A 25,455-nucleotide genomic window follows, 5' to 3' on the forward strand; every position below is an offset into this window, starting at 1 on the left:
ATATCTCTAATGGCGGTTAGCTTATCTAATTATTTATACTATTTTTTATAACACTTATCAAGTAAAACTGATTTACAATGCTAAAAAAAATAGAGACGCTCCTTGTGGTTGCTACGCCAATATAATGATCAAGTTCTCCACTTTCTTCCATTCTTTCTTCAGAAAAGTTTGTTGATGCACTGATGATACCTGTCGGTTCAATATCTGACAGGGCTTTTAGCCGTAAGCCTTTCTTTTTGTCTGTTCATCTCTTGCCTCAGAAGGCAGAATACCATGCATGGTTTGAAAAGCGCGGGAGAAAGAATCAGCTGCGTTATAACCGTATTTCACCGCAACATCAATGATTCTGGTGTTTTTATCCTTCAGATCAAGTGCAGCTAATGTTAATCTCCTTCTCCTGACATATTCTGATAAACTGATCCCTGCCAGCAGTGAAAACATTCGCTTAAAATGATATTCGGAACAATGAGCAATTTTAGCTACCTCACCATAATCCATATCTTCCGTTAAGTGATCTTCCATGTATGATAATGCTTCATTCATACTACTGATTGAATCCATAAAACGACCTCCTTTCATCAAACATAATAACATAGGATATATGGAAAGATCCGATAATCCGTGCATTATTTAGTCGTATCATAAATAATACGTACTAAGACAAAAACCCCCAGCGCACTGAGGATTTTTGTCTTAGCAGAATTCAGTATATACCTGAAAAAGTGATTAGACATTTGCGTCTGTAGCAAATGCCTCGGAACCCATTGGTGAAATGGTTACAAAAAGGCGTAAGACATCGCTGCCAATATTGATCACCTGCAAGCTTTCCTGCCCATCAACCTGCATTAATTCCCCCACCTGAAGCAAAGTCTCATTGCCATCTGTAACAACTTTTGCATCTCCTTCCATGACCTGCAGGAGAAGGGTGGATTCCATATGTGTATGCCCTGGCAGTATTTCTCCTTTAGCAATATTCAGAACAAAAGCAATTACATTATCACTTTTATAAAGCATACGCTTTGCGATCTTTTCCTGAGGCACATGATAATAATCATTGAATATAAACTTGTTCACAGATAAATTCTCCTTTCATTTATGCTTAAACTCTAATATACCCCCATTTGAGTTTCCTTACTACTTTAAACGTAATCTGACTCTTGACAGTCGTTTACCTGCCTGATATTATATGTATATACATATATTTTAATCAGCAAAGACAAAAAATCCGAGGTATCGATATGATGAGTAAAAAAAGTGATTCAGACAACTCCATAGCTAAGCTGATCCAACAAAAAGCTCTTGATTTAGGTTATGAAAAATGCGGCATTATTCCCGTTGAAATGATGACTGGCTATGAGGAGAAATTTAATGAGCGGACACAAAAAGTACCGGAATCCCAGCCCTTTTATCAAAATCAGCAACGTCTTATTCGTTTTCAGGAAGATTTTGACTGGGCAAAGTCCATTGTGGTTTTGGTCAAGCGATATTCGAAATACCATATTCCGGAATCATTAAAGGGACACATTGCAAAGCATTATTTAACGGATTCCCGCATAAATGAAAATACGAAAGAATTTCAAAACAGCACTGCTCTGGAACAATATATGCAAGAGCTGGGTTTACGCACTGCGACCAATCGTAAGTTCGGAATAGTAGGAGTACGCTGGGCTGCATTGCAGGCAGGTCTTGGCATGATAAGGCGGAATAACTTTTTTTATACAGAGTCCGGTTCCTGGATCAGCCTGGAAGCATTTTTAACTGATTGTGAGATGGAATTGATTGAAAAACCTAATCTTCCTCCCTGTCCGCCTAATTGCAACTGCTGCATGAAAGCCTGTTCCACAGCTTCTCTGTCCGATGCTTATACCATGAACCCCCTTCGCTGCATTTCCTTTTTAACAACCTTTGGAGGACGAAACTTACCCAATGAACCTCTGGCTTCTGATTTCGGTGACTGGATTTATGGCTGCGATATGTGCCAGGATGCCTGTCCAATGAATCATAACAAATGGACTGGACAGAACGAATTTCCAGGACTTTCAGAACTTGAGCCTTACCTGACTATGGAGAATATTTTAGAAATGGATGAAGACTTTTATCGTCAGAACATTCAGCCTAAATTTTTCTATCTTTCACCAGATGAATTATGGAAATGGCAGATTAATGTATTAAACTTTATGGATAACCGATATGAAGATCATTTCGCCCCATCCATTATAAAGGCTCAGGAAAGCAAATATGAACAGGTTCGTGAGATGGCTGGCTTAATCTCCACAAAACATGGTCTGGGATCCATATACTCCCATTAAATCCTTGCACACTTGACAAAGTTTCTTTTTACAACTATCTTATATGCATATACATCTGCATGGGAGAAATGAAAAATGGAACAACAAAACGAACAAAACTTAAATCTGTCGGTATGTGCATGCCGAAGTCTCCGAATGACCACTCGGGTAATCACACAGTATTACGATAAAGCCTTACGTATTTCCGGACTTAAATCCCCCCAGTTTGCTCTGTTAACTGACATCTGCTCAAGGGAAAATGGAATCTCCGTGAATGAACTGGCAAATCAGGCAATGATGGATCAGACAACAGTGACAAGAAATGTGGAGATTCTGCGCAAAAAAGGATACGTTGATGTGAAAACGGAGGATGCTGATTCCAGAAAAAAGTGTATTACAGTCAGTGAAACAGGGAAGGAAAAACTTGCACTAGCCATGCCACATTGGCAGGAGGCGCAATCCAGGTTAGAGCAGATTGTGGGGAAGGAGCAGTATGATGAACTCCTGAAAACACTTTCCGTCTTAAGGAACTTAGAATAAATTAACATACCAGGTTAGTGATAAATAGTAGCCAACTATAGGTGATATTCCATATCCCATCAGAGGAACCGGAAAATTCCCTAATAAAGTGGATAACAGTATGACTATATAGTAACATCCAATATATCTTGAAACTGACACTGCATTTTTCGGTGGAAGCAATAGGAATGGAGCTGGTAATATTGCTAAAGAAATAATGCCTGAAACGAACCAAATCCCTCCCATATCTGCCACCATCATGAGGATTCTCTCTACATAACTAACTGGTGGCAAATGATCCAGACGAATCCAGGATAAAACAATGAACAAAACAGATACACCTGTAATAAAGAAACGTATCTTTTTACTACGCGTGTTCAGGCTTAGCATAATCATCATAGGAATGGCAAATCCGGTTAATTGTGAGGCATCCGGCTGAAAAAACAGCACCAGTAATATGATGAATGCGCTGACACCCGCATACGTTAAACCTCTGATTTTTAATACTTTATATAGTTCTAAAAGAATCACGGGCAGTATAATCATAGCAACATTTAATTTTACTGCCCCGATTGATATCCATCGGTGAACCCCCTCCATACCCTGGTTTGCAAACGTAAGAATGAAAGCACATATGGCGGCGGGTAATAATAATTGATTGTATCTATTTCCTTTAAAAATAAATCTGTGAGTAATTATAAGGAAAGAAATAACGCTCATTAAAACAAGACAAACAATATTCTGGCCCCAGATAGCAATTGGAACATGGTTATGGTACATTGCAAGCACACCTATAGCAATGGAAGGTATGGTAAATGTAAAGGGTATTAGTTTTCGAAGAGGCATTCATATTCCTTTCTGCATATACTGCCATTGCCGACGTTACCTTTTTTGTCATGATTACTTGATTGTAAGTCCACTTGAATAATCTGGTTATTCGATCGGTACATCAAATTTATTATTTTTATAATAATAAGTTCTGTCTTCTTCTGTAATTTCTCTCACTATTTTACAGGGATTGCCTATTGCAATTTTATTATCTGGTATATCCTTTGTCACAACACTTCCTGCACCAATAACAACATTATCCCCTATTTTTACACCAGGAAGAATTACGACATTACCTCCAATCCAGACATTGTCTCCAATCGTAACCGGAATCCCATACTCATAGCCAGTATTCCTGGTATCCGGATGAATCGGATGACCAGCTGTATAGATTGATACATTAGGGGCAATCTGGACATTTTTTCCGATAGTAACTTTTCCCACATCCAGAACCGTAAGATTATAATTAGCAAAGAAATTCTCTCCCACTTCTATATTCCAGCCGTAGTCACAATGAAAAGGGGCTTCAATCCAAAGGTTCTCACCTGTTTTTCCTAAAATATTTTTTAACATGAAAGGGACTGATTCATTTAAATTAGGTGAAAGATGATTAAAGTCATAAATTTTCTGCTTACACGCAAATCTTTCTTCCTCTAATCCATCTAACCATGCTTTGTATGGTAATCCAGCTAACATCCGTTCTCTCTGGTTCATAATTTATTCTCCTTCCTGGTTCTATTACATTTTTAATTATAATAACGCCTCCTTCCAGAATGTCAAGTAGAAATGGGGCTTTATTAATTTCAATTAAGCAAATTCCCCGTCTTTTCAGGCGGGGAATTTGCTTATATTTCTTTCCATACAATTATGTCTGATGAATTGGAAAGATAATCTTTGGTCAGTGAATTCCATTCTTCTTCAGAAACTTCTTTATCTTCCATCATAAATACATCATAATCAGTACTTTCCGTCTTAACACTTTCATCGACGCTGTGATATTTAGAGAAATTTACTTTTGAAGTCTCCTTCCCGTTGGAATCCAGAACTAAATAATAGTAATTTATGTGAGTGGGCGCTGCGCCATCGCGTTGGTACAAGATCGCTCCGTTGTTTAGCGGAGATTCGTAATCTGGACCAGAATGCCATAAAACGATCTGTCCATCAAGATATGTAAAAATGAGATAGCTTCCGCCAACAGCAGGGCGCAGATGAAGTTCCGGTATTCCATCCCCATTCATATCAAATAATGCATAATAAGTTTTAAAGTCCGTCTCCAAAGAGATATCTTTGATCTTAACCACTCCATCACTTATCTCATGTTTTAAATCCTGAGCATTCATACTTCCTGACAGGAAATTGTTATATGCTGCAAGTGCTTCATTATATGCAGATGATTCATTTCTTTTCGAAGATGGTTCTACCGCAGATATCTGTGCAGAGCTACTGTCAGAGGGTTGTTCCGAACTCACCTTAATCAGCTCACTTGATGCAGGCAGTGTATCCGTAGTTTCCAGAGTGGTGGTACTTTTTTGCCCGCAGGCATTTAGTGAAGATAGAAATATAGTTGAGAGGAAAAGGAAAAGGGGTTTTCTGAGAAAGTGTTTGTGTTTCATGACGGCCTCCTAAGATTTTTGTTCTATACCAACTCCAGTATAAGCTGTAGTGCCAGGGTTCTTCCAGTTTTTTTCTGGTTCTTGCCTATCCTTGTATTATAAACCTGCTTATTGAGTTGTCAAGTAACACACCAATACGCCCGTAATCTACAAACTTAAATCTTTTCCTCTATTAAATCTATTAAATACCAGTAAAGATATAACGGTCAGAGCAGTCAGTATGGTAGACAGTGCAGCTGCCGTTCCATAATTCCCTCTGACCACTTCTGTATATACTGCAACGGTCAATGTCTTTGTCTTCCCGGTATACAAAATTATTGCGGTGGATAATTCACTAATCATGGTCACCCAGCTTAGAATTGCTCCTGCCAGAATTCCTGCAGACATCATGGGAACTGTGATGCGAAAAAATGCCTTCATCTTTGAAGCACCAAGTGAAATCGCTGCCTCTTCAATACTCATTGGTATCTGCTGCAGAATTGCAACGGATGAACGAATCGTATACGGAAGTCTTCGTATAATCAAAGCAATTACCATAATAAACATGGTTCCGCTGATTAGCAAAGGTTTTTTATTAAATCCATTTAATAATGCAATACCAAGTACAGTGCCCGGTACTATGTATGGGATCATTGATAAAATGTCAACTGCGTTTGTCAGCGTATTTCTTCTGCGCACCACCAGATATGCGATTACAACTGCCAGAATTACAATCACAATTAATGCAAGCAATGGGATAATAATTGTATTCTGAATACTTTTACCCAGTTTTCCAAATGCCGTCACATAACTTTTTAAAGAATATCCCGATGTAAATACCTTTCCCTCCGTTTTTTTAAATGATGTATAAATTACATAGCATTGAGGTAAAACTGCAATTCCCACAATCAGATAGGAGAACAAATGGAGGATCCAGGAAATTCCTTTCGGTGCTTTCTTTTCTTCCATTGGATGAAGCGCATTCAATGAAAATGACTTCTTATTTGATACATACTTCTGTGCCAGAAATACGACGGTTGTAACTGCAATGGCAATCACCGCAATGGCTGCTGCAAAACCATCATTTCCACTTACCTCATTGATAAACTCTGTGTATAGAACTACCGGAAACGTACGATACCCCTCACCGATCAGCATCGGTGTACCAAAATCAGCAAAGGATCTCATAAATACCAAAAGTCCTGCTGCCAGTAATGTAGGCGTAATTAACGGCACTACAACCTTAAAGAAGCACCGAATGCCTGAGCAGCCTAAATTCTCTGATGCTTCAATCAAAGAATTATCTATATTTTTCAAAGCCCCCTTGGTATATAAAAAAACAAGTGGGAATAACTGCAGTGTCATAACAAGCACAATACCTGTAAAACCATAAATAGGCGGTATAATGATTCCAATGCCTTTGAAAAATTTTGTAACAACACCACTTCTGCCCAGCAACAAGATCCAGGAATACGCTCCTATAAATGGTGCAGACATTGAGGCAACAATAATCAGAATATTTAATAATGATTTTCCTTTTATCTTAAATACGGAGAACAGATAAGCCAGCGGTGTTCCAATTGCCAGCGATAATAATGTTGCAGCGATAGATACCTTAAAACTGTTAAACAGGGTATCAAAATAGTAACTCTTTGATACGAACTTTGCAAAATTAGCCAATGTGATGACCCCTGTCTCACTGTCTATTACAGACTGTTTTATTAAATAAGCCATAGGGTAAATCAGAAACAGCAGATACAATGCAATTGTAGCAAGCGTAATGAATCCCCATACATCCATACGGAATTTGTTATTGTTCTTCATAAAGCCCGCTCCTTATCAGATTCGTATCACCTTGTTTATTGAATACATTGATTTTTTCTTTCTTCACCTGCAGCATCACCTTCTGGCCAGGCTGCAATTCTTCTTTTATGGAAGATTCTTCTACGATTTCCACCGTATCCCCGTCCTCCAGCTCAATGCTGTAATGTGTATTTAATCCTAAATAGGTGAATTCCTTAACCGTTCCTCTGATACCCATCTCATGATCTTTACAGATCACAAATTCTTCCGGACGGATGGAACATAAAACCTCCTGATTTTCTGCATTTTTTAACCCAGGAAGTTCTACCTGATACCCATCCTTAAATACAATCGTACCGGCAGCTGCCTTTGCCTCAATGATATTTGTTCTTCCGATAAACGTCGCCACAAAAACGTTACATGGCCTTTGATAAATGTCTCTGGGAGTTCCTACATGCTGAATCACCCCGTCTTTCATAACGGCAATCGTATCACTGATTGCCATTGCTTCCTCCTGATCATGAGTTACATAAACGGTAGTAATTCCAACGTTTTTCTGTGTATGGCGAATGACGCTCCGCATCTCCAGTCGAAGTTTTGCATCCAGATTTGATAAAGGCTCATCCATCAGTAATACGTCGGGGGATATAACCAGCGCTCTTGCAAGGGCAATACGCTGTTGCTGCCCGCCGGATAACTGATTTGGCATGCGGTTTGCATATTGCATAATCTGCATCAGGTTCAAATACTTATCTGTTTCCGCCTTTACTGTGTCTTTTTCCACTTTTCGGTTTTTTAATCCAAATGCGACATTATCCCGCACTGACAGATTGGGGAAGATGGCATAATTTTGAAACACCATACCAATATTTCTTTTACTTGGATCCATATCATTGATACGGGTGGTATTAAACAGAATATCTCCCCCCTCAATGGAATTAAAACCCGCAATCATTCTGAGTAATGTTGTCTTTCCACAACCGGAAGGACCAAGGAGCGTAAATAATTCCCCATCTTTTATGTCAGCATTCAGCTGCGGAATTACAGTAGTATCTCCATATTTTTTGACCGCATTTTTAATTGAAATTTTGCTCATTTACCCAACCTTACCCTTTCCAAAAAACTGTAAGCGAATCCTTTGATTGTCTGAAGCATGGGTTTTGTTCCATGCTTCAGACGTTATGCCATATATTATTTTAATCTTTATTTGCTCTGTAAATCAGTGAAAATTTCTGTGTATCTGTCAACAATTTTCTGTTTGTTTCCGCTTACATATGGAATATCCTCTTCTATTACTTTTATTTCGGATATAGGTTTCATAAAGTCGCTTGTCTTTGCATCTTTGATAACCGGTCTGTTTGTTAACGTACTTCCCCATATATTCTGTACTTCATTACTTAAAATAAAATCGATAAATAATTTGGCGTTATCCATGTTTTTCGCGCCCTTGATGATGGTTGCTGATGCTGGGAGATATACGGTTCCCTCTTTTGGATATACGATTTTAACAGGTGCGCCATCTCTTACAAGCTGTGCACACGGATCTTCATAGGAAAGCCCCACTACATATTCACCATCTGCAACTCCTTTGTAAACTGCGGAGGAGCTTTCACAGATTTTACCATCCACATTGGTAAACAGGTCTTCTACGTATTTCCACGCTGCATCATCTTCATAACCACCCATTGCCAGCAGCATATTGGTAAGCTGTGCAAAAGCGGAGGAGGAATTGGCCGGATCAGCGGTGGCAATCTTTCCCTTTAGCTCAGGATTTAACAGGTCTTTGTAGCCATTGATTTCAATATCTCCAATCAGGTCTGTATTCACAATTAATACACTGCCGTCTAATACGTTACCTGCAATAAAACCACAAGTATTTTTGTAGGCATCCATTACATTGTCATTATTGGCGGATACATATGGTTCCCAAAGATTCTTATTGTCATATGCCAGTGACCAGGAACCGCCAAAGAGGATATCTGCGTATGGATCGTTCATCTCTGACTGAATTCTCTTTACCAATTCACCTGTGCCTGCCTGGATTACCTCCACATTGACTCCATATTTTTCTTCAAACAAAGGAATGGTGGCGTTCATAAGTCCTTCGGAATTAGGTGAATAAATAACCAGATTTCCGCCTCCCGGTGCCACTTTTGCTGCGGTTGTTTCTTCTGCCGCTTTTGTTGTTTCAGTTTGTGCGGCAGTCGTTGATTCAGCCCCTGTGCCTGCGCAACCTGTAAGAGAGACTGCCGTAATCAATCCCATTAGTAACCCAATACCTTTTTTCATTATTTTGTTCCTCCCATAAAATATTGTTTTTAGATAGCTTTATCATATAAGATCTGTAAGCTGTTTCACACTCTTTATCCCGAACAAATGGAAAAAATACCGAACAGTTTTGTCCGGTATTTTATAACACTCTATTTTGATATTCTTTGGCAGAGCACCCGATATATTTTTTAAATACGTGGTTAAAATATTTGTAGTCACCAATTCCACAGAGGAACCCCACCTCTGATATGACTGTATTCTTGTTTTTTAACATTGCCAGTGCTTTCTGTATCCGGAACCGGTTCAGGTATTCGATCACTGTTGTTCCTAACGCTTTCCGAAATTTCTGGTTAATGTATCGCTCTGAATAATGCAGTACCACTTCTAAGTCAGATAATACAATTTTTTCCTGATAATGTTCTTCTATGTATTGTAAAATCTGCTGTATGACCGGATCCGGACTTGCCTTTTCTTCTATCAGAGAAATGCTCTCCAGTTCCTTTGTTTTTTCATTGCGCTCCCGTAAATAGTGTATATTTTTAGATTCTAAAACTGCCTGCTCTAAAGCTTCCTTCATTTCCTCCATATTTAAGGGTTTTAATACGTAAGTAGATACACCATTCCGAATCGCCTCCATCGCATACTCAAAATCTGAATATCCGGTAAGAATGATTGCAACATAATCAAACACACTCTTTGTATTGGCAATCATCTGAAGCCCATCCATAACCGGCATATTAATATCCGTGATTACAATATCTGGTTTTAACTCTTCGATCAGTTTTTTTCCTTCTATTCCATTAGAAGCTTCTCCAACAACATAGCTTTCACAGCTCTCCCAAGGAACGGAAGCACGAATTCCTTTTCTGATAATGTCCTCATCTTCCACTAACAATACACTATACACAATTTTCTCCCATCCACAATTTTAATACTACCCGGAAAAATTCATTTTCCTGACTCTCAATTGTCATTCCGCTTTCTTTTCCATATTCCAGTGAAATTCTTCGGTTAATATTCTGTAAGCCATTATGTTTTGTATCTACTTTCTCTCTGTTTGTGATGCTTTTTAACATCTCAATCGTCGCTTTTGGCTGTCCCGCTCCATCATCCTCTACCACCAGATACAGATATTCCTTCTGCATAGAACCGCCTATCTTAATATGTATGTCTGTTTTCTTCTGAAACCCATATTTAATCGAATTTTCTAACAGTGGCTGCAGCAGAAGCTTGGGAATAAAGAACTGTTCACACTCATTTTCAATCTCTATTGTATAATCAAACCGTTTTCCAAAACGAATCTTTTGGATAAACAGATAATCCTCAATATAAACCCTGTCCTCCTGAAGAAGTACCTTCTTTTTCGTATTGTTGATACTGTATCTTAAAATATGCGTAAAACGTTCAATCATGTTCTCTGCTTTGATTGGGTCCGACACAATCAGATATTTAATATTATCCAATGTGTTATATATAAAATGAGGATTCATTCTCTCTTGAAGATTCTGCATTTCCATTTGTCCGTTTATCTGTATTAATTCAACATTTTTATGATTCAATTCATTAATACTCTTTACCATTTTATTAATCTGTTCTGCAATCTCTTCAAATTCATCCCCAGTGCGCAGTGTGATCTCATGATTGGTATCCTGTTTTCGAATAATACGGATCTCTTTGACTAAAAGTTCAACCGATTCCGATGTTTTCTTTGACATCATACTCAGCATATGAAAGAACATAATGGTCCAGACAGCACCTAATCCAAGGATCGTAATAACACCGATTAACAGATAGGCAGAATTTTCAGGTGAATAAATAAAAGAATAGATACAGATGTTCTCATTCTCCTGATTTTTGCTTCTTCTGAAATAACGATTTCCATTTAATGTTACATACTTGCTGCCATCCGTTCCAATGTACTTATTTGCTGTGTTTTTCCCGATCAGACTGTTGTTGGAGCAATAGATTATATCACTCCTTTCATTGGTAATAATCGTATCATACTGCCCCTGTGACAGGCAATTATTCCAATCTGTATTTTTTAAGTACGCTGCCACTGTTCCGCAATAGGTTCCCTGATCGTATAGCGGGAGCATCATCAGATATTCTGGTTCATCTGTTTTGAAAAAATAAATCGTTGTATAGATATCCTCTCCATTTCCCCTGGCATTGTTTGCTGCAATCCGATTAAACTCGATTCTGTGAAGATTCATATCCTCTGTCGAAAAGTTTGTCATCACAACCTGATTTTCCTGATTGATCAAAATTAAATTAATATCCACCTTGGCTTCTACATTATATTTGCTTACTAGATAATTAATTTCCTTTGGGTTTTTTTCTTTTTTAATACAATATAGGAAACTTTCAATATTGTCATTGTGTTTTAAAAAATCTGCAGTGGACTGATATACATCAGAAAAATTTGCACTGATTACCTCCAGATGTCTTTCACTATTTATTTCCTGGCTCACGGTATTAATGACTATAATGGCAACCGAAAAAAACAGGCAGCCAATCAGAATGATGATGATGATCCTTTTGGATACCATTTTCTCCAGTTCTCTCTGAAATTTTGTTTTTTCTGTTTTTACAGCATTTCTATAATCCATGAGTTTTTCCTTTATACTTAATTGTTTTTTTCATATCGTGGTTCTCGTTTTTCATTGTACCATCGTTATGCATATCTGTCATTTGACTTTTAAAGATTATCTCATTTGCGTACTGTAATATTAAGTAACTAAAACAAAACCCCCTGTCTGCGTACTCTTAACAAGTAAACAAACAGGGGGTTTTCCTATTTCACATAGAGCTGCATTGGGTACGATAGGTATTCCAACTCATCTAATTTATCAACGGTAACATACCCGGATGGGGCATTTAGAACACTGGGAATGCGGTTTACAATGGTGGCGCAGGTATGCTCAACAGTGGCCGGTTTTGATACATAAAATGTGGTATTGGGTTCTCCTTTTATCTTCCAGTCACACATGTCCCCGTCTTCTGGTCCATATACTTTGCCAATACATTGTGTTTCGATGACAGGTCCCTGAAAGGTTTCTGTTGTAACTACCGCACTCATACCGATACAATTCCCCTTAGGAATGGTTTTTCCTAATGTTTGAGAATATAAGTCGGTGTCATAAAAATAAGGTACACATTTCTGTGATTGTGACTTAATGGTCCACCCCATCTTGGAGCAGAGAGCTTCATTGGAGTTCCATACATAGCTTGGCTCCAACGTTTCCGGATGTGCAATCTGCGCTTCAAATTCTTCCGGTGTAAGTCCCGCTCCATGAGCTTTTGCAAGTGCAAGTCCATAATCTTCTACATTGTAGCTTACAGCTCCTTCAATCCGCTCAATATTATGTACACCGCCAGCCACGCAGCCAATCATATTAATCCAGTAAATATCCTGCATACCGGCACCTACAACTGTACAGTTGTGTTCTTTGGCTAGTTTGTCTAATTTGTTGGTAAGGGCAGCCGATGTGGTCCATGGATAAATTGCTTCTTCACAGGTGGTTATTACATTGATACCGCGTTTTACACATTTCTCAAAATATGGGTAGACATCTTTCATGAAACTGAATAATGTAACCACTGCAATATCAGCATCACATTCATCCAGCACTGCATCTGCATCGCTGCGAATGGGTACACCAAGCTTAACACCCAGTCCAGCCCAATCACCTGCATCCATGCCCACAACATCTGGATTTACATCAATTGCGCCAACAATTTCTGCACCCTTTTCGTACAAATACCGCAGGATGTACTTTGACATTTTTCCACAGCCATACTGAACAACACGAACTTTTTCATGATACATAATGATAACCTCTTTCCTATGATTTTTTTGGAGGATTATATAAATCCCATACCAAAAGTATAGAGGTTATAATTACTATAATGTCAATAGCCAATTGATACTTTATTAACAAAATTTTATGGGGATCTGCAGCCTTAAATACATCCCTCTCTCATCATGGCTTATGATGGGAAGCTCCGTAATCACTTCACATAAATAATCACCGTTTATCTGGTAGCCTTTTGCTTCAATCTGCTCTAAAAGACGCTTTGCATACTCTTTCTCTTTTTGAAAAGAGTCGCAGTAAATACAAAGGTAATTATTAGCCGGGATTTTTGAAGTTAGTTCATCTGCTAAAACATCATGATCCACAAAGACAAATACCTCGGTTGAAATAAACCGGCTCTGAATCAGATTTTCCTGCCGTAATATTGTACCAGCATTACAGAAATAAATCTGAGGCAGATGAACCGCAATAAGACTTTCTTTAAATTCCCTCAATATCTTTTCATAGGTATCAATATCATAATCGTAAATATTTACTTGGGAATCGATATAATACATGGTTCTGCTTCCGATATATTCTAAAAGTATGGTTCCATCCTTAGGGGCACTTTCGTATCGCTCCAGGCTCTCAATGGTACGTTCCACCGCCCTCTTCTGATATTTAAGTTTTTCAGTTTCTTCCTCGATCTGGCGCTGTTTTTGTCTCAAAATATTTTTAATATTTGGAATGTACAGGTTATCAAGCTGTTCCTTAATATCTTTTAGCTGCATCCCCAGAGATTTCATATATTGAATCATATCAAGCTGGGCACTTTGCTTAATATCATAGAAACGATAACCGTTTTCGTCATCCCGGCTCACAGGAACCAAAAGTCCCATTTTATCATATAGCCGAAGTGTCTGTTCTGTAACATTGTTTAGTTTTGCCATCTGTCCGATTGTAAGCTGCATGATTTACCTCCCCTCCATGAAACAATTATATTTCAAAAACCTTATAGTAACAATAAGCTTTTCTAAGAAATTCTTATGGGAACCAATGTTTGGAAAAAAAGTCGGGTATTGTTTTTATTTATAAGCTATAATACAAATATAACTTGCAGGTTATGGGAACAGGAGTAAACAGACATGAATTATTACCAAAGGATCCAAAAGGCAATTGATTTCATAGAAGATCATTTAGACCAGGCAATTACCATAGAATTATGTGCAAAGGAAGCATGCATGAGTATTTCAGGATTTTACCGCATGTTCCTGTCAGTGGTTGGCTACAATGCCAAAGAATATATTCGGATGCGCAGATTGACGGCCGCATATTACGACTTATTACAGACAGAGGAAGGGGTTCTTTCTGCAGCCATTAAGTATGAATACAATTCTGCTGACAGCTTTACCAGAGCATTTAAAAAACAATTTGGTATGTTGCCTTCCAAGGTAAAATCTGTTACTTCACAACATGGCATCAATGAATTTGCGAGGTTAAATATTATGGAGAAGTATTTTGAGACAGGGAATAAAGAGTTAGAAGAAAAATATCCGGATATTAAGGTAATCAAAGAACTGGATGATATGAAGGTGGCTTGTTTTACTTATTACGGGAAAGATCCCGAACATCATGCGTTTGAGACAATGAAAAAATGGGCGAATGATAATGATGTATACTTCCATGATGTGTCCTATCGAATCTTTGGATACAATCATCCAGATCCATCCAACGTAGATGATTCTCAAGAGATTTACGGTTATGAAGTTTGTGTAACCATATCGGATGAGCAGTTTTTAAGACTGAATGACGTTCCCGCAGATTTTGTAACAGGTACATACGATGAAGTAAAACGCCGGATCCTAAGCGGCGGTAAGTATGCTGTTATGTCTGTAAGACGTGATGATACAGGTGATATTGGCAGTAACATTATAGCTGCCTGGAAGCGGTTCGTTTTATGGATCGGAGAAAGCAAATATTTATGGGGCGGAAGTCAGTATCTGGAAGAACATCTTGGTTTTTCAGAAAAAGATAATCACATTGGGTGCGTAGATTTATATATCTCAATAAAAGAGGCTCCAAAAGACATTAACTCGGAAAAGATCAAGGAGGTAATGCCTGCCTGCAGAGTTGCCATTTTTCGATCAGATGGCGCTGACAGCGAGATCATTGCCCATGAATGCTGGAAAAAAGCATTATCTTTTGCCAATGAAAACCATTTAGATGATAAAATATGTAAAATATATCAATATAACAAAGGTTTTGATAACCGACCGCCCTTTTTTCATATAATTATGATTACATTACCTGAAGAATTTGATGAAATAAATTGCAGGTCAGCGGATTCCGTTCTATTTGATGTGTTTCCTGGGGGTGCTTATATGGCAACTTATACATCACTTGAACACCTTAAAGAAACCTGGATGCTGATGGAAAAATGGCGTAAAGAAACAAAAACAAAACCAGCAAAACATCAATGGGTTGAGGAGTGGTATCTGGAAAATTGGAGTTTTCCTTATAAAAAGATAAAAGTGCTTTACCCAATTCCTTAACAGATCCAGAAACAGGGGCGAACCGTTCGCCCCTGTTTCTGTAAATCTATTATTATCCAGCTTAAATGCTTAATTAATTCCCCCGTTTTTCATATCAGTCTCATTAACAAAATCCATGTGGTATAATTTCTCCCAATGATTAATGTTTAATGTTCCCTTTGTGAGATGAATTGCTAAATAGATGCAATTCTCGTCCTTTTCATTATTGGCCATGTCATACCATTCAGAAAAAGCCTTGCGTAATTTCGTTCTTAATACGGCATTTTTCGGGTCAAGCACCCAGCCAAGGTTTTCAGCTACTCCATTGGCAGTAAACATCTCCAGGCATCCCGCAACCGAAACCTCCTGGTTTTCAGCGATTTGCTGCATTTTATGTGACTGTCCATTGGTAACAACATAGAATGTACGGTCTTCATAATAAGCGTCCACACTGCGGACAACAGGACGTGGTTTTCCATCAGCGCCAGGCTCTCGTGCAATGGTGGCCAATGATATCGCATTGTCTTTCCCGTTTCCAAATTTTTCTTCCAGCAGCTTTAGTCCTTCCTGATACATACTCATATTCTTTTCCTCCATCATTAAAAATTATCTATCATCCTCGTTTTTTAAACGGAATCCATAACTCCGTATAAACGATATCAGATTTGCTTTTATAATACATTTCAGGAAAGAAACCGTCGGCAGTTAAACCGTGTTTTTTCAGCCAGAACCGGGTGTATCTCATTGCTTTCCCCATATTAGCCACCGTCTGATCCTTGTTTTCTGATTCAAATCCACATACCACATATTCCCGTGATGGAAGCTGCCAGCGAATAAAATTATGGTCGGTCTCTTCCTTTTTAATTTCCGTTCCGATAAAGTAGCTGGAATAGCCTTCCGGCGCGTCTCCCTTAAACGAAACACCAATCTGACGCCCCTCCGGAAGACGGGGAATATTGGAAAATTCTTTATAAAATCGGCGCCAAATATCGCCAACCATATCAACACCTGTCTTTTCGCCAAGCATTTTACCAGAACGAAATGCATAATAGCCTATAACTCCCAGAAAATCTATTGGTTCATCAAGAAATTTACGATTCATCTCAAGAACTAATCCATCACTGATCAGCGGTACCCCTTCATTGATTACAAGATAACTAAGTAATAGATCAGGCTTTTCAAAATTTTGCAGGCTAATACGGTTGCTTCGGTACTGGGATGGGGTAATTCCGTAGGTTTTTGTAAAAGCACGTGTATAGGTTACATGACTTCCAAAACCGTAATTCAACGCAATGTCTATAATGCGGTTTTCCCTGCTGCGCAGCATCACTGTAGATTTTGCCAGACGGCGCAGCTTAATATAATCCCGAACCGAAGTTTTTACCAATCGTGTGAATAATCTCTGATAGTAAAATGGTGACAGCCCGGCAATCCCAGCCAGAGTATCGATTTCAATTTCTTCCCCAAGATTTTCTTCAATATGATTCAATGTTTTTTGAATGGATTCCCATGCATGCATATTGATTACCTCTCTCCAAACAATTTACCACAGACTGGAAGAAATTGCTTAACCATGTCTGCTCTTTTTATCAATGTTCTTAATTTTTACTTTTGATCTTTGATCCAGGCATCAGCCTTTTGTACCTTGGCAAATGTCCCGTCCAGTGCTGCCATATATGCATACTGAGCCAATTCTGCCGGCACTGTAACTTCTCGCCATACCAAATCTCTTGTTGCACAGGCATCTTCAATTAATTCAACAGAGTATCCGTAATTATTGGCAGATCTGACGGTTGTATCAATGCACATATGCGTCATCATACCGCACACAACCAAAGTATTAATCCCTTTTTCCTCCAGCTTATCTTTCAGGCCCGTACCCTGGAAACTATCAGGTTTATGCTTAATTATGATTTCTTCTCCGCTCAAAGGACTGCACTCTTTATAAAATTCAGCACCAGCAGTCTCTGGTATAAAAAATACTGCACCCGGGTTTATACTGATGTGTCTCACATGGTAAATCGGCAAATTGTGCTCTCTAAAAAATGTTAGAATTTTACTCGCCTGTAATGCCGCATGTTCTGGATTAACCAGTTCATACTTTCCACCCTTAAAATAATCATTTTGAATATCTACCAGAATCAGACCTACGTTCATAATAACTGCCTCTTTTCTCATAATTATTTAGTTTCTTACTGAAAGTTTACGGCTTACAAAACAAAAAGTAAATTACTTACTTTTTGGTAGGTATCTGATTGGTACAGATAATACCTTTTTGCTCAAGCAGCTCTGTCTGTCCATGTTCTATCATATAATCCACTCCTATCTCCTGCATAATAAGAACAGCTTCTAATAGTTTCGTTCCCCGGTCTGTCAGAGAGTATTCCACATGAAGAGGATACCCCACAGAAGATGTCTTATGAACAATTCCAAATTCCTGTAACTCCTTCAATTGCTGAATCAACATTTTTTCTGAGATACCCTGGATTCCATATTTCAATTGCGAAAATGTCTGTGTCCCTTTTCTTAGTTGAAATATCAATATGGTTTTCCATTTTCCTTTTACAAAATCATGAACAATCTCCAGTGGACAAGTATAATTCTCCCTGATTTTCATACACGTTTCCTCATTTTATACGCTTTAAATTCAACACATTGGAAATCACAGTACTTACACCCGCAAGCAAGCTTCCAATCCCCCATATACTGCCCCAAAATGAACCTGCCATTCCAATTATCACCAATGCAATACCTATAACAAAACCAATAACAGAACCTGTCTTTGCTACCCGTTTCGATGGATAGACTCCTCTCGCAGCATTTTTCGAAAACTCAAATACTTTTGCGTTGTGTTCCTTTAAATCCAATTTTTTCATCGTATTCTCCTATTCAAATATATCGTCAATTAAATGATCCAGCATAAAGTCAAAGACATCAAAATGATTACATACCAGCTTATCCTTACCCGTAATTAAGAATAGCAATGACGCCATAACAGACAAAGCTTTCTCTTCACTGATACGGAGTTTCAAAAAAGGTTTCTCAATCATTTGCTTTGCTCCATAAAGACTATCAAAAAATATACTTTGCTTTTCTTCCTCAGATAGTTTGTTGATAAAACTTCTAAAGTCTGCTTGTGAGGTGTCATATAAAAACGGACTTTTATCATATTCCGCATAAACTGCCTTTAATGCCTTTGCTACTCCATATTTATTTTGTTCTTCTAATAAAATCGATTCAATCAGATCGTATAATTTATTTTGTATCACACTTAAAGTTTCCAAAAAAATAGCTTCCTTTGATCCAAAAAAGAGATAGAATGCACCTTTTGAGATACCGACTTTTAAACACAATTCATCAATACTGGTTTTTTTATAGCCATACTTTTCCCAATTTTCTTTACATGCCTCAATCAGCTTTTCACGTATATTGTTTTTTTCCTGTTCACTAAATCCTTTTGGCATATTCCCTCCTCCTTGTGACTATATCTATTTTTATAGTCATATATATTTATACCTGATATAAAATTATTTGTCAATGGTTCATTTTGTTATTACGCTGTTTAGGCACTGGAAATATACAGCAGTCTATGGTATGCTGATAATTTAGTAATACTATTTCTATCAAATACAGGAGGATTTTTATATGCAGTATGGACCAGATCCCAATACGATATATCCGAATGAGGCGATTAAGAGTGTCTGCTATATTAAAAATGTGGTGACACGCCCCAATATAATCATTGGAGATTACACATATTATGACGACAAAAACGGTGCTGAATCGTTTGAAGAACACGTGACTCACCACTATGATTTTATAGGAGACAAGCTTATCATCGGGAAATTTTGTGCCATAGCAAAGGGCATTGAATTTATAATGAATGGTGCGAATCACAGAATGAACAGCGTTACCACCTATCCCTTTAATATTATGGGAGGCGGCTGGGAAAAAGCAACGCCAGCACTGGCAGACCTGCCGTTAAAAGGCGATACTGTGATTGGAAATGATGTATGGATCGGCCAGAATGTAACTATAATGCCTGGTATTCATATTGGAGACGGAGCAATTATCGGCGCTAATTCTGTTGTGACAAAAGATGTTCCTGTTTATCACATTGCAGGTGGGAACCCGTGTAAAATACTGAAAAAAAGGTTTGACGATGAACTTATTAAACATCTCCTCACGATTAAATGGTGGGATTGGCCTGCGGAAAAAATATTTGAACATCTTGATGTTCTGTGCAGTGGAGATTTAAAAAAGATTATGGAAATAAACCATTAAACGAATGAGTATAACGATAAAACTTAAAGAAACAGCTTTATAAACCCGGGCTGTTTCTTTGTACCATGCATTCTTGTCAGAAACGCTTAATAAATTCACTTGAAAATTCAATCGTTTCAGCAGTCAATATCTCACATGCATGAGGTGGATCATTTTCACTAAAGCCGTTGGGACGTAAATCAAAGCATTTCAGTGAATGATATCTATCTGTAAATTCTTCAGCAAATTGATAGCAAATCCCGGCTATCTCAGAATCAGATATCCCTTTCTGACTGAAATAAATTCCAATAAACATCAAAGCACCTTCAACCAATCCGCATTGAGCTCTATAACCTCCTGCTCCATGCAGTCCTATGGCAGCCTTTAACGTCTGTTCTTCCAGACTAACATGAAATAATTCACATAAGCAGGTTAAAGCCGTTCTTGCACAGTTAATATCATATTTCCAATACAATTCATGTACCCTTTCATTTATCGTTACTTCCATTTTAGCCACCTCTTTTTATACAATCATATTCTACTCTTATCCTGCTGGGTTATGATTTTTATCTAGTATACCACCAGATTAAGGTTTTGTATTATTTTAACGACTAAAAAGTAGCATTGTTTTTTCTCTTAAGCCACCTGGCAGTACAATCAGCAAATTATAAATTTTCGGAACTGCAATCAAATAGCGCGCCTTCAACTTCTTCTTATTAAGCTTATTGTAGATATCTTCCGCTGCCTTTCCTAAATCCGCCCGCTTTTGTTTTTTTCTATAATTCATATCATTTTGATAGCGGTCCATGTAAGGAGACCTGTTATTTTTCATTTTCTCATCTGAATTTTTAGAAAGTGTGTTGAAAAACTCCGTATTTACTGCCCCCGGCTCAAACACAGATACTTGAACTCCAAAACTCTGTAATTCCAATCTCGCTGCATCACTGATTGCTTCTATCGCATGCTTAGATGCGCAATAACTGCCATTTACATAACCAGTCAATTTTCCTGAAATGGAACCAATGTTTATAATCTTTCCAGAGTTTTGTTTTCTCATATATGGCGCTACTGCCTGTATCATACGGATGACTCCATATACATTAACTTCAAACATCTGGGACATTTCTTTTAAATCTATTTCTTCAATTGCTGATCTCACCGAATACCCAGCATTATTTACCAGAATATCAATTCGTCCATATTGTCTGATAACTGTTTCGACTGCAATTTTTATAGATTCTTCATCAGTTACATCCATTTCCAATTTGAGAGCCGCCGGGATATCATGCATTTTACTGACATCTCTTGCCGTGGCTGCTACCAGGTATCCTTTCTCAGCTAATAGAATACATAATCTCCTGCCTAAACCGGAGGAGCAGCCTGTTATTAAAGTGACTTTATTATCCATGTTTTTCACTCCATTTTCCATTTATTCTTTTTATTATGCAGATCATATCAAAAAAAACGAAAACTGTAATTGCCAAATGACAACTACAGTTCTCGTTTTATTCTGCTTAAAGAACTTGGGGTGATTCCAATGTAAGAGGCTATATATTCCTGTTTCACGCGTTCTTCGATATCAGCATATTTATTAATAAAATGAAGATATCTTTCTTTTGCATGCATTCTCTGAAAGGATACTCCCTTTTCGTCGATCCGTATAAAGGCATTTTTATATAGCACGTCAAAAAGATTCCGAAACTGCTGGTACTGTTTCATTAAATCCCGCAGCTGTTTCACTGCTATTTCTGCAACCTGACAATCTTCCAGAGCCTCTATCCAGAATTCGGAAGGACTATCACTGAGTATATTGTAAAAGCAACACCATTCTCCTTCTTTCGAGAAGCACTTTGTAACTTCCACTCCCTCTTCATCAATATAGACTCCTCTTACGATACCCTGAAGAAGGAAACAAAGTACTTTTGTGTTTTCCCCCATACTCAATATGTTACAGCCTTTTTTATACGATCTGAGTGTAAACACTGATTCTATTGTCTGAATCAAATCACTGGGGATTCCTTTCTCTTCCAGATATTGAGGTAAACTTAATTTTCTCTCCATTTATTATACTCCATACTGATAACCGCAGACTTCTATTCCAAATACTACATCAAAGTCTATGCAACTATCTTTTTTATAACATATAATAAATATCGATTAAAATCAAGTAAATCGTCATTCACCGGATACTGTGATATTTAAGTTTTTAATTTTTCCATTATAAACTGTAAAACAGAAATCCAATGGAATGGGGCTTCCTTCGAAATCACCTGAAATGATAGCAGTGACAACCGTTTCACCATTTTTTTCTGCATAATTGGTGACTTCGGTCATAACTTTTGCGCCCCTGTTTGCCTCTAGAATATGTCTGCTAACCGCTACTGGTCCATGATATGTCTCACCTTCATCTACCAGCATTGCATCCTCTGCAAAGCAGCTGGCAAGCAGGTTTTCATCAAAAATATCTGAGGCATGATAATAGGCGGCAATGGGCTGCGGCAGTGGAATTGCCCTGCTGTTAGAGGAAAGTACATTACAAAGCCGTGTGATTTTATCTCCTTCCATTGTAAAATGAAAATCAAGGTACAATGGATCAGGCAGACCAGCCTTGTTGTATTCACCATCACATTTTGCAGTAACAACAATTTCTTTGACAGCCTGAACGGCATTTATGACTTCCAGTCTTAAATGTACACCGAAATAATCGTGGTCACTCCACTCTTTAATGTCTGGTTTTCCATGATATTCTTTTCCTGCGTCGATTACAACGGCATTTTCTTCAAAAATAGAAAGGAAGGCGGCTGGGTCACCCGCGTTTGTTGCCTGGAAATGTGTCTCAACTGCTTTTGGTAATTGAAATTTATTGTTTGTCATAGTCATCCTTCTCCTTTATACTGTGCGGACAATTCCGCCATCAATTGTATGTTCTGCACCCACAATGTAGGAGGCGCGATCTGACACAAGAAACGCTGCAAGTTCAGCTACCTCCTCCGGACGTGCTGTTCGCCCTATGGGGATTCCTCCCAACGAATTCATTAAAATCTGCCTTGCATCATTATAATCGCAGCTACGTTCCTGTGCCATCCGCTCAATGAGTCTTTCTGCTGCCTTTGTTTCCGTAAACCCTGGGGCTATGCTGTTAACACGGATTCCCTTTGGTGCAAGTTCTGTCGCAAGTGCCTTACTGTAATTACCAAGCGCTGCTTTTGCTGCCGAGTACGCCATGGTGTTTTCTCCTGGAAACCGGCGCTGTATGGAAGTGATATGAAGGATTACGCCACTGCCTTGTTTCAGCATTGGAGGCAACAATCCTCGATCCAACCGAACCGCTGCAAAAAGATTGGTATCGAATGTGCGCTGCCAGTCCTCATCTGATTGCCTGAGCGCGCCGCCGGTGGGAGTGGAAGAACCGCCGACATTGTTGACGAGAATATCCACACCTCCAAAACGTTTCAGAATATATTCCACAATTTTTGCAGTGCCATCAGGTCTGCTGATATCAGCTTGTATAAATAATTCCGGCTTCGTTAATTCTTCCGGAGTGGTTCGCGCTGTTGTAATGACAGTCGCCCCAGCTTTTGTAAGGCGTTTTACAATAGCCTCACCCATACCGCCCTTCGTGCCTCCAGTTACAAGAATTCGCTTTCCCTGGAATTCCTTGGGATCAATTGATATATGGCTAAAATTCTCCATGAATGAACCTCCTTTGATTGATTTGTAAGATTTTATCAACACGTTGATTATATAAAACATAACCTGACAACATCGTGTCAGGTTATGTTTTATATCTCATGGTAATTTTATTTAATTCAAACTGAAGCATATCACGTATATGCTGTGGGCTTTTTACTTCAGCTTGGGAGCCAAAAGACAGAATATACCGGATCAGCCAATCACTTTCAGGCAAAGTGGTCATAATGGTGAACGAGCCATCCGTGTTTTTAGTAATTTCTTTCTCCTCAAATTCATCATATACGCGGTAGGCTCCATCAGCAGAAATAATTAAGCATAGTTCAATCCACTTCTGAGTTTCCTGCACCTGACCGCCGCCTGGCAATGGTTCGGGGATCATTTGGGTGAATGGATCCTCTGTTATCTGGACATCTGCCATTCTTACAATTTTAAACATTCTTAATTCATTCCTATTCAGGCAGAACGCCTGTAAATACCAGGCATTTATTTTAAATATGAGTTTAATTGGTTCAACTCTTCGGGCAGTTTTCTCACCTGAGGAACCGAAATAATTAAATTCAATAATTTTATGACTCAGAATGGCATCCTTTATTAATGCAAATTGACTGAATCCCTTATCATCACTTCCCCATGGACTAAAATCCACCTCAATCCAATTAGTTCTACTCTTGTTGAACAGACTGCTTAGTTTTGCAAGAACTTTATCTGCCTCAGGAACCTGTGTGACGGTCAGACTCTGCAGCGCATATAATATCTCATTTTGTTCTCTCTCTGATAAAACCGATTTATCAAGAACATAGTGTTCGAGCAGGGAAATGCCTCCGCCCTTTCCCTGAAGAGCATAGATTGGTATCCCTGCTAAAGACAGCGTATCAATATCACGATATATAGTTCTGACTGATACCTCAAAATGCTCTGCCAGTTCATTGGCAGTCATAAACTTTTTGTTCAGTAAAAGATATATTATTTCGAAAAGTCTGTTTATCTGCATGTTCCTTACTCCAATCTTACTTTATTATAGACGAATAACCTGACAACTGCATGTCAGGTTATTAAATAAATTTTATAAAAAATTTGATTTATAGGAATTTGCTCAGTTGATAATTTCCCCTTTGCTTTTTGCTAAATTTTCACGCCATTTACTTAATTCCGTAGTAGTAATTTTGTTCCACTCGGTCTCCTCACCAATAATTTTCAAAGGTTCTTTTGAACGGTAGGAACGTGTTAAGTTACCCGGAAACTTTTTGTCAGTAACATTGGGGTCATTTTCAAATTCACCCATCGGTTCTATTCTATAAACCCGTTCTCTTGCTTCTCCTTTTGCCAATGCCGCTGCAAGTCCCGCACCATTAATATTAGCAGTAAAATATATGTGATTCATTTGAAGCTCAGGCTTATAATTTGAAATTCCACCTGCTGTAAGCAAATCACCAACTTTTAAATCTGCCTTAGTTCCATGATAAAATGGTCCTTTATCAGAAGGGGCTCCTTTATAAGATTCACTTAATTCAGTATGTTTTTTTGCATTATCAGAATCATGCAACTCCTCATAACACCCGGAAATATCTGCATATAATGCTGTGTATGCACTCTTTACATTCTCATCATTTAAATTTCGCGCATACTGTAAGGATGTTTCCAGCCATTTCAATTTATCTGAGATATCCTTTTGTCGATGGGCTAAATGATACGCTGCAATAAATTTTTCATAGTCATCCGCGGCCTCATCCCATGCTTGCTGAAACATCTTGTCAGCTTCTTCAACATCTCCACTTTCTTCTATACTCATCCCAATTACACAGAGTTTAATGACGTTGTTGTTAGGATCAAACTTTATATTCATTTAATTTTACCTCCAAATTAATAATACCGC

At 38.2% G+C, this 25,455-nt stretch carries 29 protein-coding genes; 4 read left to right on the forward strand and 25 right to left on the reverse strand.

The window, feature by feature from the left end; all coding sequences use genetic code 11:
- Nucleotides 1-216 precede the first annotated feature (216 nt).
- Both ABS301_RS02930 and ABS301_RS02935 read right to left on the reverse strand, forming a co-directional pair.
- Complete coding sequence (locus tag ABS301_RS02930) at nt 217-561, reverse strand: helix-turn-helix transcriptional regulator (protein ID WP_349670771.1); 345 nt, start codon at nt 559-561, stop codon at nt 217-219.
- 165 nt (nt 562-726) lie between these two features.
- Nucleotides 727-1,074, reverse strand: coding sequence for a cupin domain-containing protein (locus tag ABS301_RS02935; RefSeq protein ID WP_349670772.1), 348 nt, complete (start codon nt 1,072-1,074; stop codon nt 727-729).
- 164 nt (nt 1,075-1,238) lie between these two features.
- Between ABS301_RS02935 and ABS301_RS02940 the strand changes: the two genes are divergently transcribed.
- Nucleotides 1,239-2,309 (forward strand): epoxyqueuosine reductase, encoded by a 1,071-nt coding sequence (locus tag ABS301_RS02940; RefSeq protein WP_349670773.1) that lies wholly within the window; start codon nt 1,239-1,241, stop codon nt 2,307-2,309.
- A 75-nt stretch (nt 2,310-2,384) separates the two neighbouring features.
- Complete coding sequence (locus ABS301_RS02945) at nt 2,385-2,828, forward strand: MarR family winged helix-turn-helix transcriptional regulator (protein ID WP_349670774.1); 444 nt, start codon at nt 2,385-2,387, stop codon at nt 2,826-2,828.
- On the opposite strand, the gene ABS301_RS02950 is transcribed toward ABS301_RS02945, so the two are convergent.
- The 10 genes from ABS301_RS02950 to ABS301_RS02995 all read right to left on the reverse strand — a co-directional run bounded on the left by ABS301_RS02950 (nt 2,820) and on the right by ABS301_RS02995 (nt 14,069).
- A complete protein-coding gene (locus ABS301_RS02950) occupies nt 2,820-3,587 on the reverse strand; it encodes a hypothetical protein (RefSeq protein ID WP_349670775.1) in 768 nt (255 codons plus the stop codon). The two genes, ABS301_RS02945 and ABS301_RS02950, sit on opposite strands and share 9 nt — an antisense overlap.
- Before the next feature lie 153 nt (nt 3,588-3,740).
- Complete coding sequence (locus ABS301_RS02955) at nt 3,741-4,349, reverse strand: sugar O-acetyltransferase (protein WP_349670776.1); 609 nt, start codon at nt 4,347-4,349, stop codon at nt 3,741-3,743.
- A 131-nt stretch (nt 4,350-4,480) separates the two neighbouring features.
- A complete protein-coding gene (locus ABS301_RS02960) occupies nt 4,481-5,248 on the reverse strand; it encodes a hypothetical protein (RefSeq protein WP_349670777.1) in 768 nt (255 codons plus the stop codon).
- Nucleotides 5,249-5,395: 147 nt separating this feature from the next.
- Nucleotides 5,396-7,051, reverse strand: a complete 1,656-nt coding sequence (locus ABS301_RS02965) for an ABC transporter permease (protein ID WP_349670778.1) — start codon at nt 7,049-7,051, stop codon at nt 5,396-5,398.
- Entirely contained in the window at nt 7,038-8,126 is a 1,089-nt protein-coding gene (locus tag ABS301_RS02970; RefSeq protein WP_349670779.1) for an ABC transporter ATP-binding protein, read from the reverse strand. Before ABS301_RS02970 ends, ABS301_RS02965 begins: the two co-directional genes overlap by 14 nt.
- Nucleotides 8,127-8,233: 107 nt before the next feature.
- Complete coding sequence (locus ABS301_RS02975) at nt 8,234-9,319, reverse strand: ABC transporter substrate-binding protein (RefSeq protein ID WP_349670780.1); 1,086 nt, start codon at nt 9,317-9,319, stop codon at nt 8,234-8,236.
- 121 nt (nt 9,320-9,440) lie between these two features.
- Entirely contained in the window at nt 9,441-10,208 is a 768-nt protein-coding gene (locus tag ABS301_RS02980; RefSeq protein WP_349670781.1) for a response regulator transcription factor, read from the reverse strand.
- Complete coding sequence (locus ABS301_RS02985) at nt 10,201-11,910, reverse strand: sensor histidine kinase (RefSeq protein WP_349670782.1); 1,710 nt, start codon at nt 11,908-11,910, stop codon at nt 10,201-10,203. Before ABS301_RS02985 ends, ABS301_RS02980 begins: the two co-directional genes overlap by 8 nt.
- A gap of 185 nt (nt 11,911-12,095) precedes the next feature.
- A complete protein-coding gene (locus tag ABS301_RS02990; RefSeq protein WP_349670898.1) occupies nt 12,096-13,133 on the reverse strand; it encodes an NAD(P)H-dependent amine dehydrogenase family protein in 1,038 nt (345 codons plus the stop codon).
- Between the two features lie 102 nt (nt 13,134-13,235).
- Entirely contained in the window at nt 13,236-14,069 is an 834-nt protein-coding gene (locus ABS301_RS02995) for a MerR family transcriptional regulator (RefSeq protein ID WP_349670899.1), read from the reverse strand.
- Nucleotides 14,070-14,240: 171 nt separating this feature from the next.
- On the opposite strand from ABS301_RS02995, the gene ABS301_RS03000 reads away from it, so the two are divergent.
- Complete coding sequence (locus ABS301_RS03000) at nt 14,241-15,647, forward strand: AraC family transcriptional regulator (protein WP_349670783.1); 1,407 nt, start codon at nt 14,241-14,243, stop codon at nt 15,645-15,647.
- Between the two features lie 69 nt (nt 15,648-15,716).
- Here ABS301_RS03000 and ABS301_RS03005 read toward each other — a convergent pair whose 3' ends face one another.
- From ABS301_RS03005 to ABS301_RS03030, 6 genes are all read right to left on the reverse strand, one after another.
- A complete protein-coding gene (locus ABS301_RS03005) occupies nt 15,717-16,208 on the reverse strand; it encodes a pyridoxamine 5'-phosphate oxidase family protein (RefSeq protein WP_349670784.1) in 492 nt (163 codons plus the stop codon).
- A 31-nt stretch (nt 16,209-16,239) separates the two neighbouring features.
- The gene (locus ABS301_RS03010; protein WP_349670785.1) at nt 16,240-17,145 is read right to left on the reverse strand and encodes an AraC family transcriptional regulator; all 906 of its coding nucleotides are present in this window, start codon (nt 17,143-17,145) and stop codon (nt 16,240-16,242) included.
- 86 nt (nt 17,146-17,231) lie between these two features.
- Complete coding sequence (locus tag ABS301_RS03015; protein ID WP_349670786.1) at nt 17,232-17,783, reverse strand: cysteine hydrolase family protein; 552 nt, start codon at nt 17,781-17,783, stop codon at nt 17,232-17,234.
- 76 nt (nt 17,784-17,859) lie between these two features.
- Nucleotides 17,860-18,243 (reverse strand): winged helix-turn-helix transcriptional regulator, encoded by a 384-nt coding sequence (locus ABS301_RS03020; RefSeq protein ID WP_349670787.1) that lies wholly within the window; start codon nt 18,241-18,243, stop codon nt 17,860-17,862.
- Nucleotides 18,244-18,253: 10 nt separating this feature from the next.
- A complete protein-coding gene (locus ABS301_RS03025) occupies nt 18,254-18,502 on the reverse strand; it encodes a hypothetical protein (protein ID WP_349670788.1) in 249 nt (82 codons plus the stop codon).
- Between the two features lie 9 nt (nt 18,503-18,511).
- The gene (locus ABS301_RS03030; protein ID WP_349670789.1) at nt 18,512-19,090 is read right to left on the reverse strand and encodes a TetR/AcrR family transcriptional regulator; all 579 of its coding nucleotides are present in this window, start codon (nt 19,088-19,090) and stop codon (nt 18,512-18,514) included.
- A gap of 181 nt (nt 19,091-19,271) precedes the next feature.
- Between ABS301_RS03030 and ABS301_RS03035 the strand changes: the two genes are divergently transcribed.
- On the forward strand, nt 19,272-19,910 hold the full coding sequence (locus ABS301_RS03035) for a Vat family streptogramin A O-acetyltransferase (protein ID WP_349670790.1): 639 nt from the start codon (nt 19,272-19,274) through the stop codon (nt 19,908-19,910).
- Nucleotides 19,911-19,986: 76 nt separating this feature from the next.
- Here ABS301_RS03035 and ABS301_RS03040 read toward each other — a convergent pair whose 3' ends face one another.
- From ABS301_RS03040 to arr, 7 genes are all read right to left on the reverse strand, one after another.
- Nucleotides 19,987-20,397, reverse strand: a complete 411-nt coding sequence (locus tag ABS301_RS03040; RefSeq protein ID WP_349670791.1) for a C-GCAxxG-C-C family protein — start codon at nt 20,395-20,397, stop codon at nt 19,987-19,989.
- A 96-nt stretch (nt 20,398-20,493) separates the two neighbouring features.
- Complete coding sequence (locus ABS301_RS03045) at nt 20,494-21,297, reverse strand: SDR family oxidoreductase (RefSeq protein WP_349670900.1); 804 nt, start codon at nt 21,295-21,297, stop codon at nt 20,494-20,496.
- An 83-nt stretch (nt 21,298-21,380) separates the two neighbouring features.
- The gene (locus ABS301_RS03050; RefSeq protein ID WP_349670792.1) at nt 21,381-21,950 is read right to left on the reverse strand and encodes a Crp/Fnr family transcriptional regulator; all 570 of its coding nucleotides are present in this window, start codon (nt 21,948-21,950) and stop codon (nt 21,381-21,383) included.
- A gap of 114 nt (nt 21,951-22,064) precedes the next feature.
- Nucleotides 22,065-22,763, reverse strand: coding sequence for a nuclear transport factor 2 family protein (locus tag ABS301_RS03055; RefSeq protein WP_349670793.1), 699 nt, complete (start codon nt 22,761-22,763; stop codon nt 22,065-22,067).
- A 15-nt stretch (nt 22,764-22,778) separates the two neighbouring features.
- Nucleotides 22,779-23,582, reverse strand: coding sequence for an SDR family oxidoreductase (locus tag ABS301_RS03060; protein WP_349670794.1), 804 nt, complete (start codon nt 23,580-23,582; stop codon nt 22,779-22,781).
- Nucleotides 23,583-23,664: 82 nt separating this feature from the next.
- Nucleotides 23,665-24,573, reverse strand: coding sequence for a helix-turn-helix transcriptional regulator (locus tag ABS301_RS03065; protein ID WP_349670795.1), 909 nt, complete (start codon nt 24,571-24,573; stop codon nt 23,665-23,667).
- A 102-nt stretch (nt 24,574-24,675) separates the two neighbouring features.
- Complete coding sequence (gene arr / locus ABS301_RS03070; RefSeq protein WP_349670796.1) at nt 24,676-25,425, reverse strand: NAD(+)--rifampin ADP-ribosyltransferase; 750 nt, start codon at nt 25,423-25,425, stop codon at nt 24,676-24,678.
- Nucleotides 25,426-25,455 lie beyond the last annotated feature (30 nt).

The sequence above is a fragment of the Lacrimispora sp. genome, assembly GCF_031982545.1.
In the GTDB taxonomy this organism is placed as follows: domain Bacteria; phylum Bacillota; class Clostridia; order Lachnospirales; family Lachnospiraceae; genus Lacrimispora.

Coding starts and splice junctions, on each gene's coding strand:
- ABS301_RS02930 (WP_349670771.1), bottom strand. CDS start 561: ATGGATTCAATCAGTAGTATGAATGAAGCATTATCATACATGGAAGAT.
- ABS301_RS02940 (WP_349670773.1), top strand. CDS start 1,239: ATGATGAGTAAAAAAAGTGATTCAGACAACTCCATAGCTAAGCTGATC.
- ABS301_RS02945 (WP_349670774.1), top strand. CDS start 2,385: ATGGAACAACAAAACGAACAAAACTTAAATCTGTCGGTATGTGCATGC.
- ABS301_RS02950 (WP_349670775.1), bottom strand. CDS start 3,587: ATGTACCATAACCATGTTCCAATTGCTATCTGGGGCCAGAATATTGTT.
- ABS301_RS02955 (WP_349670776.1), bottom strand. CDS start 4,349: ATGAACCAGAGAGAACGGATGTTAGCTGGATTACCATACAAAGCATGG.
- ABS301_RS02960 (WP_349670777.1), bottom strand. CDS start 5,248: ATGAAACACAAACACTTTCTCAGAAAACCCCTTTTCCTTTTCCTCTCA.
- ABS301_RS02965 (WP_349670778.1), bottom strand. CDS start 7,051: ATGAAGAACAATAACAAATTCCGTATGGATGTATGGGGATTCATTACG.
- ABS301_RS02970 (WP_349670779.1), bottom strand. CDS start 8,126: ATGAGCAAAATTTCAATTAAAAATGCGGTCAAAAAATATGGAGATACT.
- ABS301_RS02975 (WP_349670780.1), bottom strand. CDS start 9,319: ATGAAAAAAGGTATTGGGTTACTAATGGGATTGATTACGGCAGTCTCT.
- ABS301_RS02985 (WP_349670782.1), bottom strand. CDS start 11,910: ATGGATTATAGAAATGCTGTAAAAACAGAAAAAACAAAATTTCAGAGA.
- ABS301_RS03000 (WP_349670783.1), top strand. CDS start 14,241: ATGAATTATTACCAAAGGATCCAAAAGGCAATTGATTTCATAGAAGAT.
- ABS301_RS03005 (WP_349670784.1), bottom strand. CDS start 16,208: ATGAGTATGTATCAGGAAGGACTAAAGCTGCTGGAAGAAAAATTTGGA.
- ABS301_RS03010 (WP_349670785.1), bottom strand. CDS start 17,145: ATGCATGCATGGGAATCCATTCAAAAAACATTGAATCATATTGAAGAA.
- ABS301_RS03015 (WP_349670786.1), bottom strand. CDS start 17,783: ATGAACGTAGGTCTGATTCTGGTAGATATTCAAAATGATTATTTTAAG.
- ABS301_RS03020 (WP_349670787.1), bottom strand. CDS start 18,243: ATGAAAATCAGGGAGAATTATACTTGTCCACTGGAGATTGTTCATGAT.
- ABS301_RS03025 (WP_349670788.1), bottom strand. CDS start 18,502: ATGAAAAAATTGGATTTAAAGGAACACAACGCAAAAGTATTTGAGTTT.
- ABS301_RS03030 (WP_349670789.1), bottom strand. CDS start 19,090: ATGCCAAAAGGATTTAGTGAACAGGAAAAAAACAATATACGTGAAAAG.
- ABS301_RS03035 (WP_349670790.1), top strand. CDS start 19,272: ATGCAGTATGGACCAGATCCCAATACGATATATCCGAATGAGGCGATT.
- ABS301_RS03040 (WP_349670791.1), bottom strand. CDS start 20,397: ATGGAAGTAACGATAAATGAAAGGGTACATGAATTGTATTGGAAATAT.
- ABS301_RS03045 (WP_349670900.1), bottom strand. CDS start 21,297: ATGGATAATAAAGTCACTTTAATAACAGGCTGCTCCTCCGGTTTAGGC.
- ABS301_RS03050 (WP_349670792.1), bottom strand. CDS start 21,950: ATGGAGAGAAAATTAAGTTTACCTCAATATCTGGAAGAGAAAGGAATC.
- ABS301_RS03055 (WP_349670793.1), bottom strand. CDS start 22,763: ATGACAAACAATAAATTTCAATTACCAAAAGCAGTTGAGACACATTTC.
- ABS301_RS03060 (WP_349670794.1), bottom strand. CDS start 23,582: ATGGAGAATTTTAGCCATATATCAATTGATCCCAAGGAATTCCAGGGA.
- ABS301_RS03065 (WP_349670795.1), bottom strand. CDS start 24,573: ATGCAGATAAACAGACTTTTCGAAATAATATATCTTTTACTGAACAAA.
- arr (WP_349670796.1), bottom strand. CDS start 25,425: ATGAATATAAAGTTTGATCCTAACAACAACGTCATTAAACTCTGTGTA.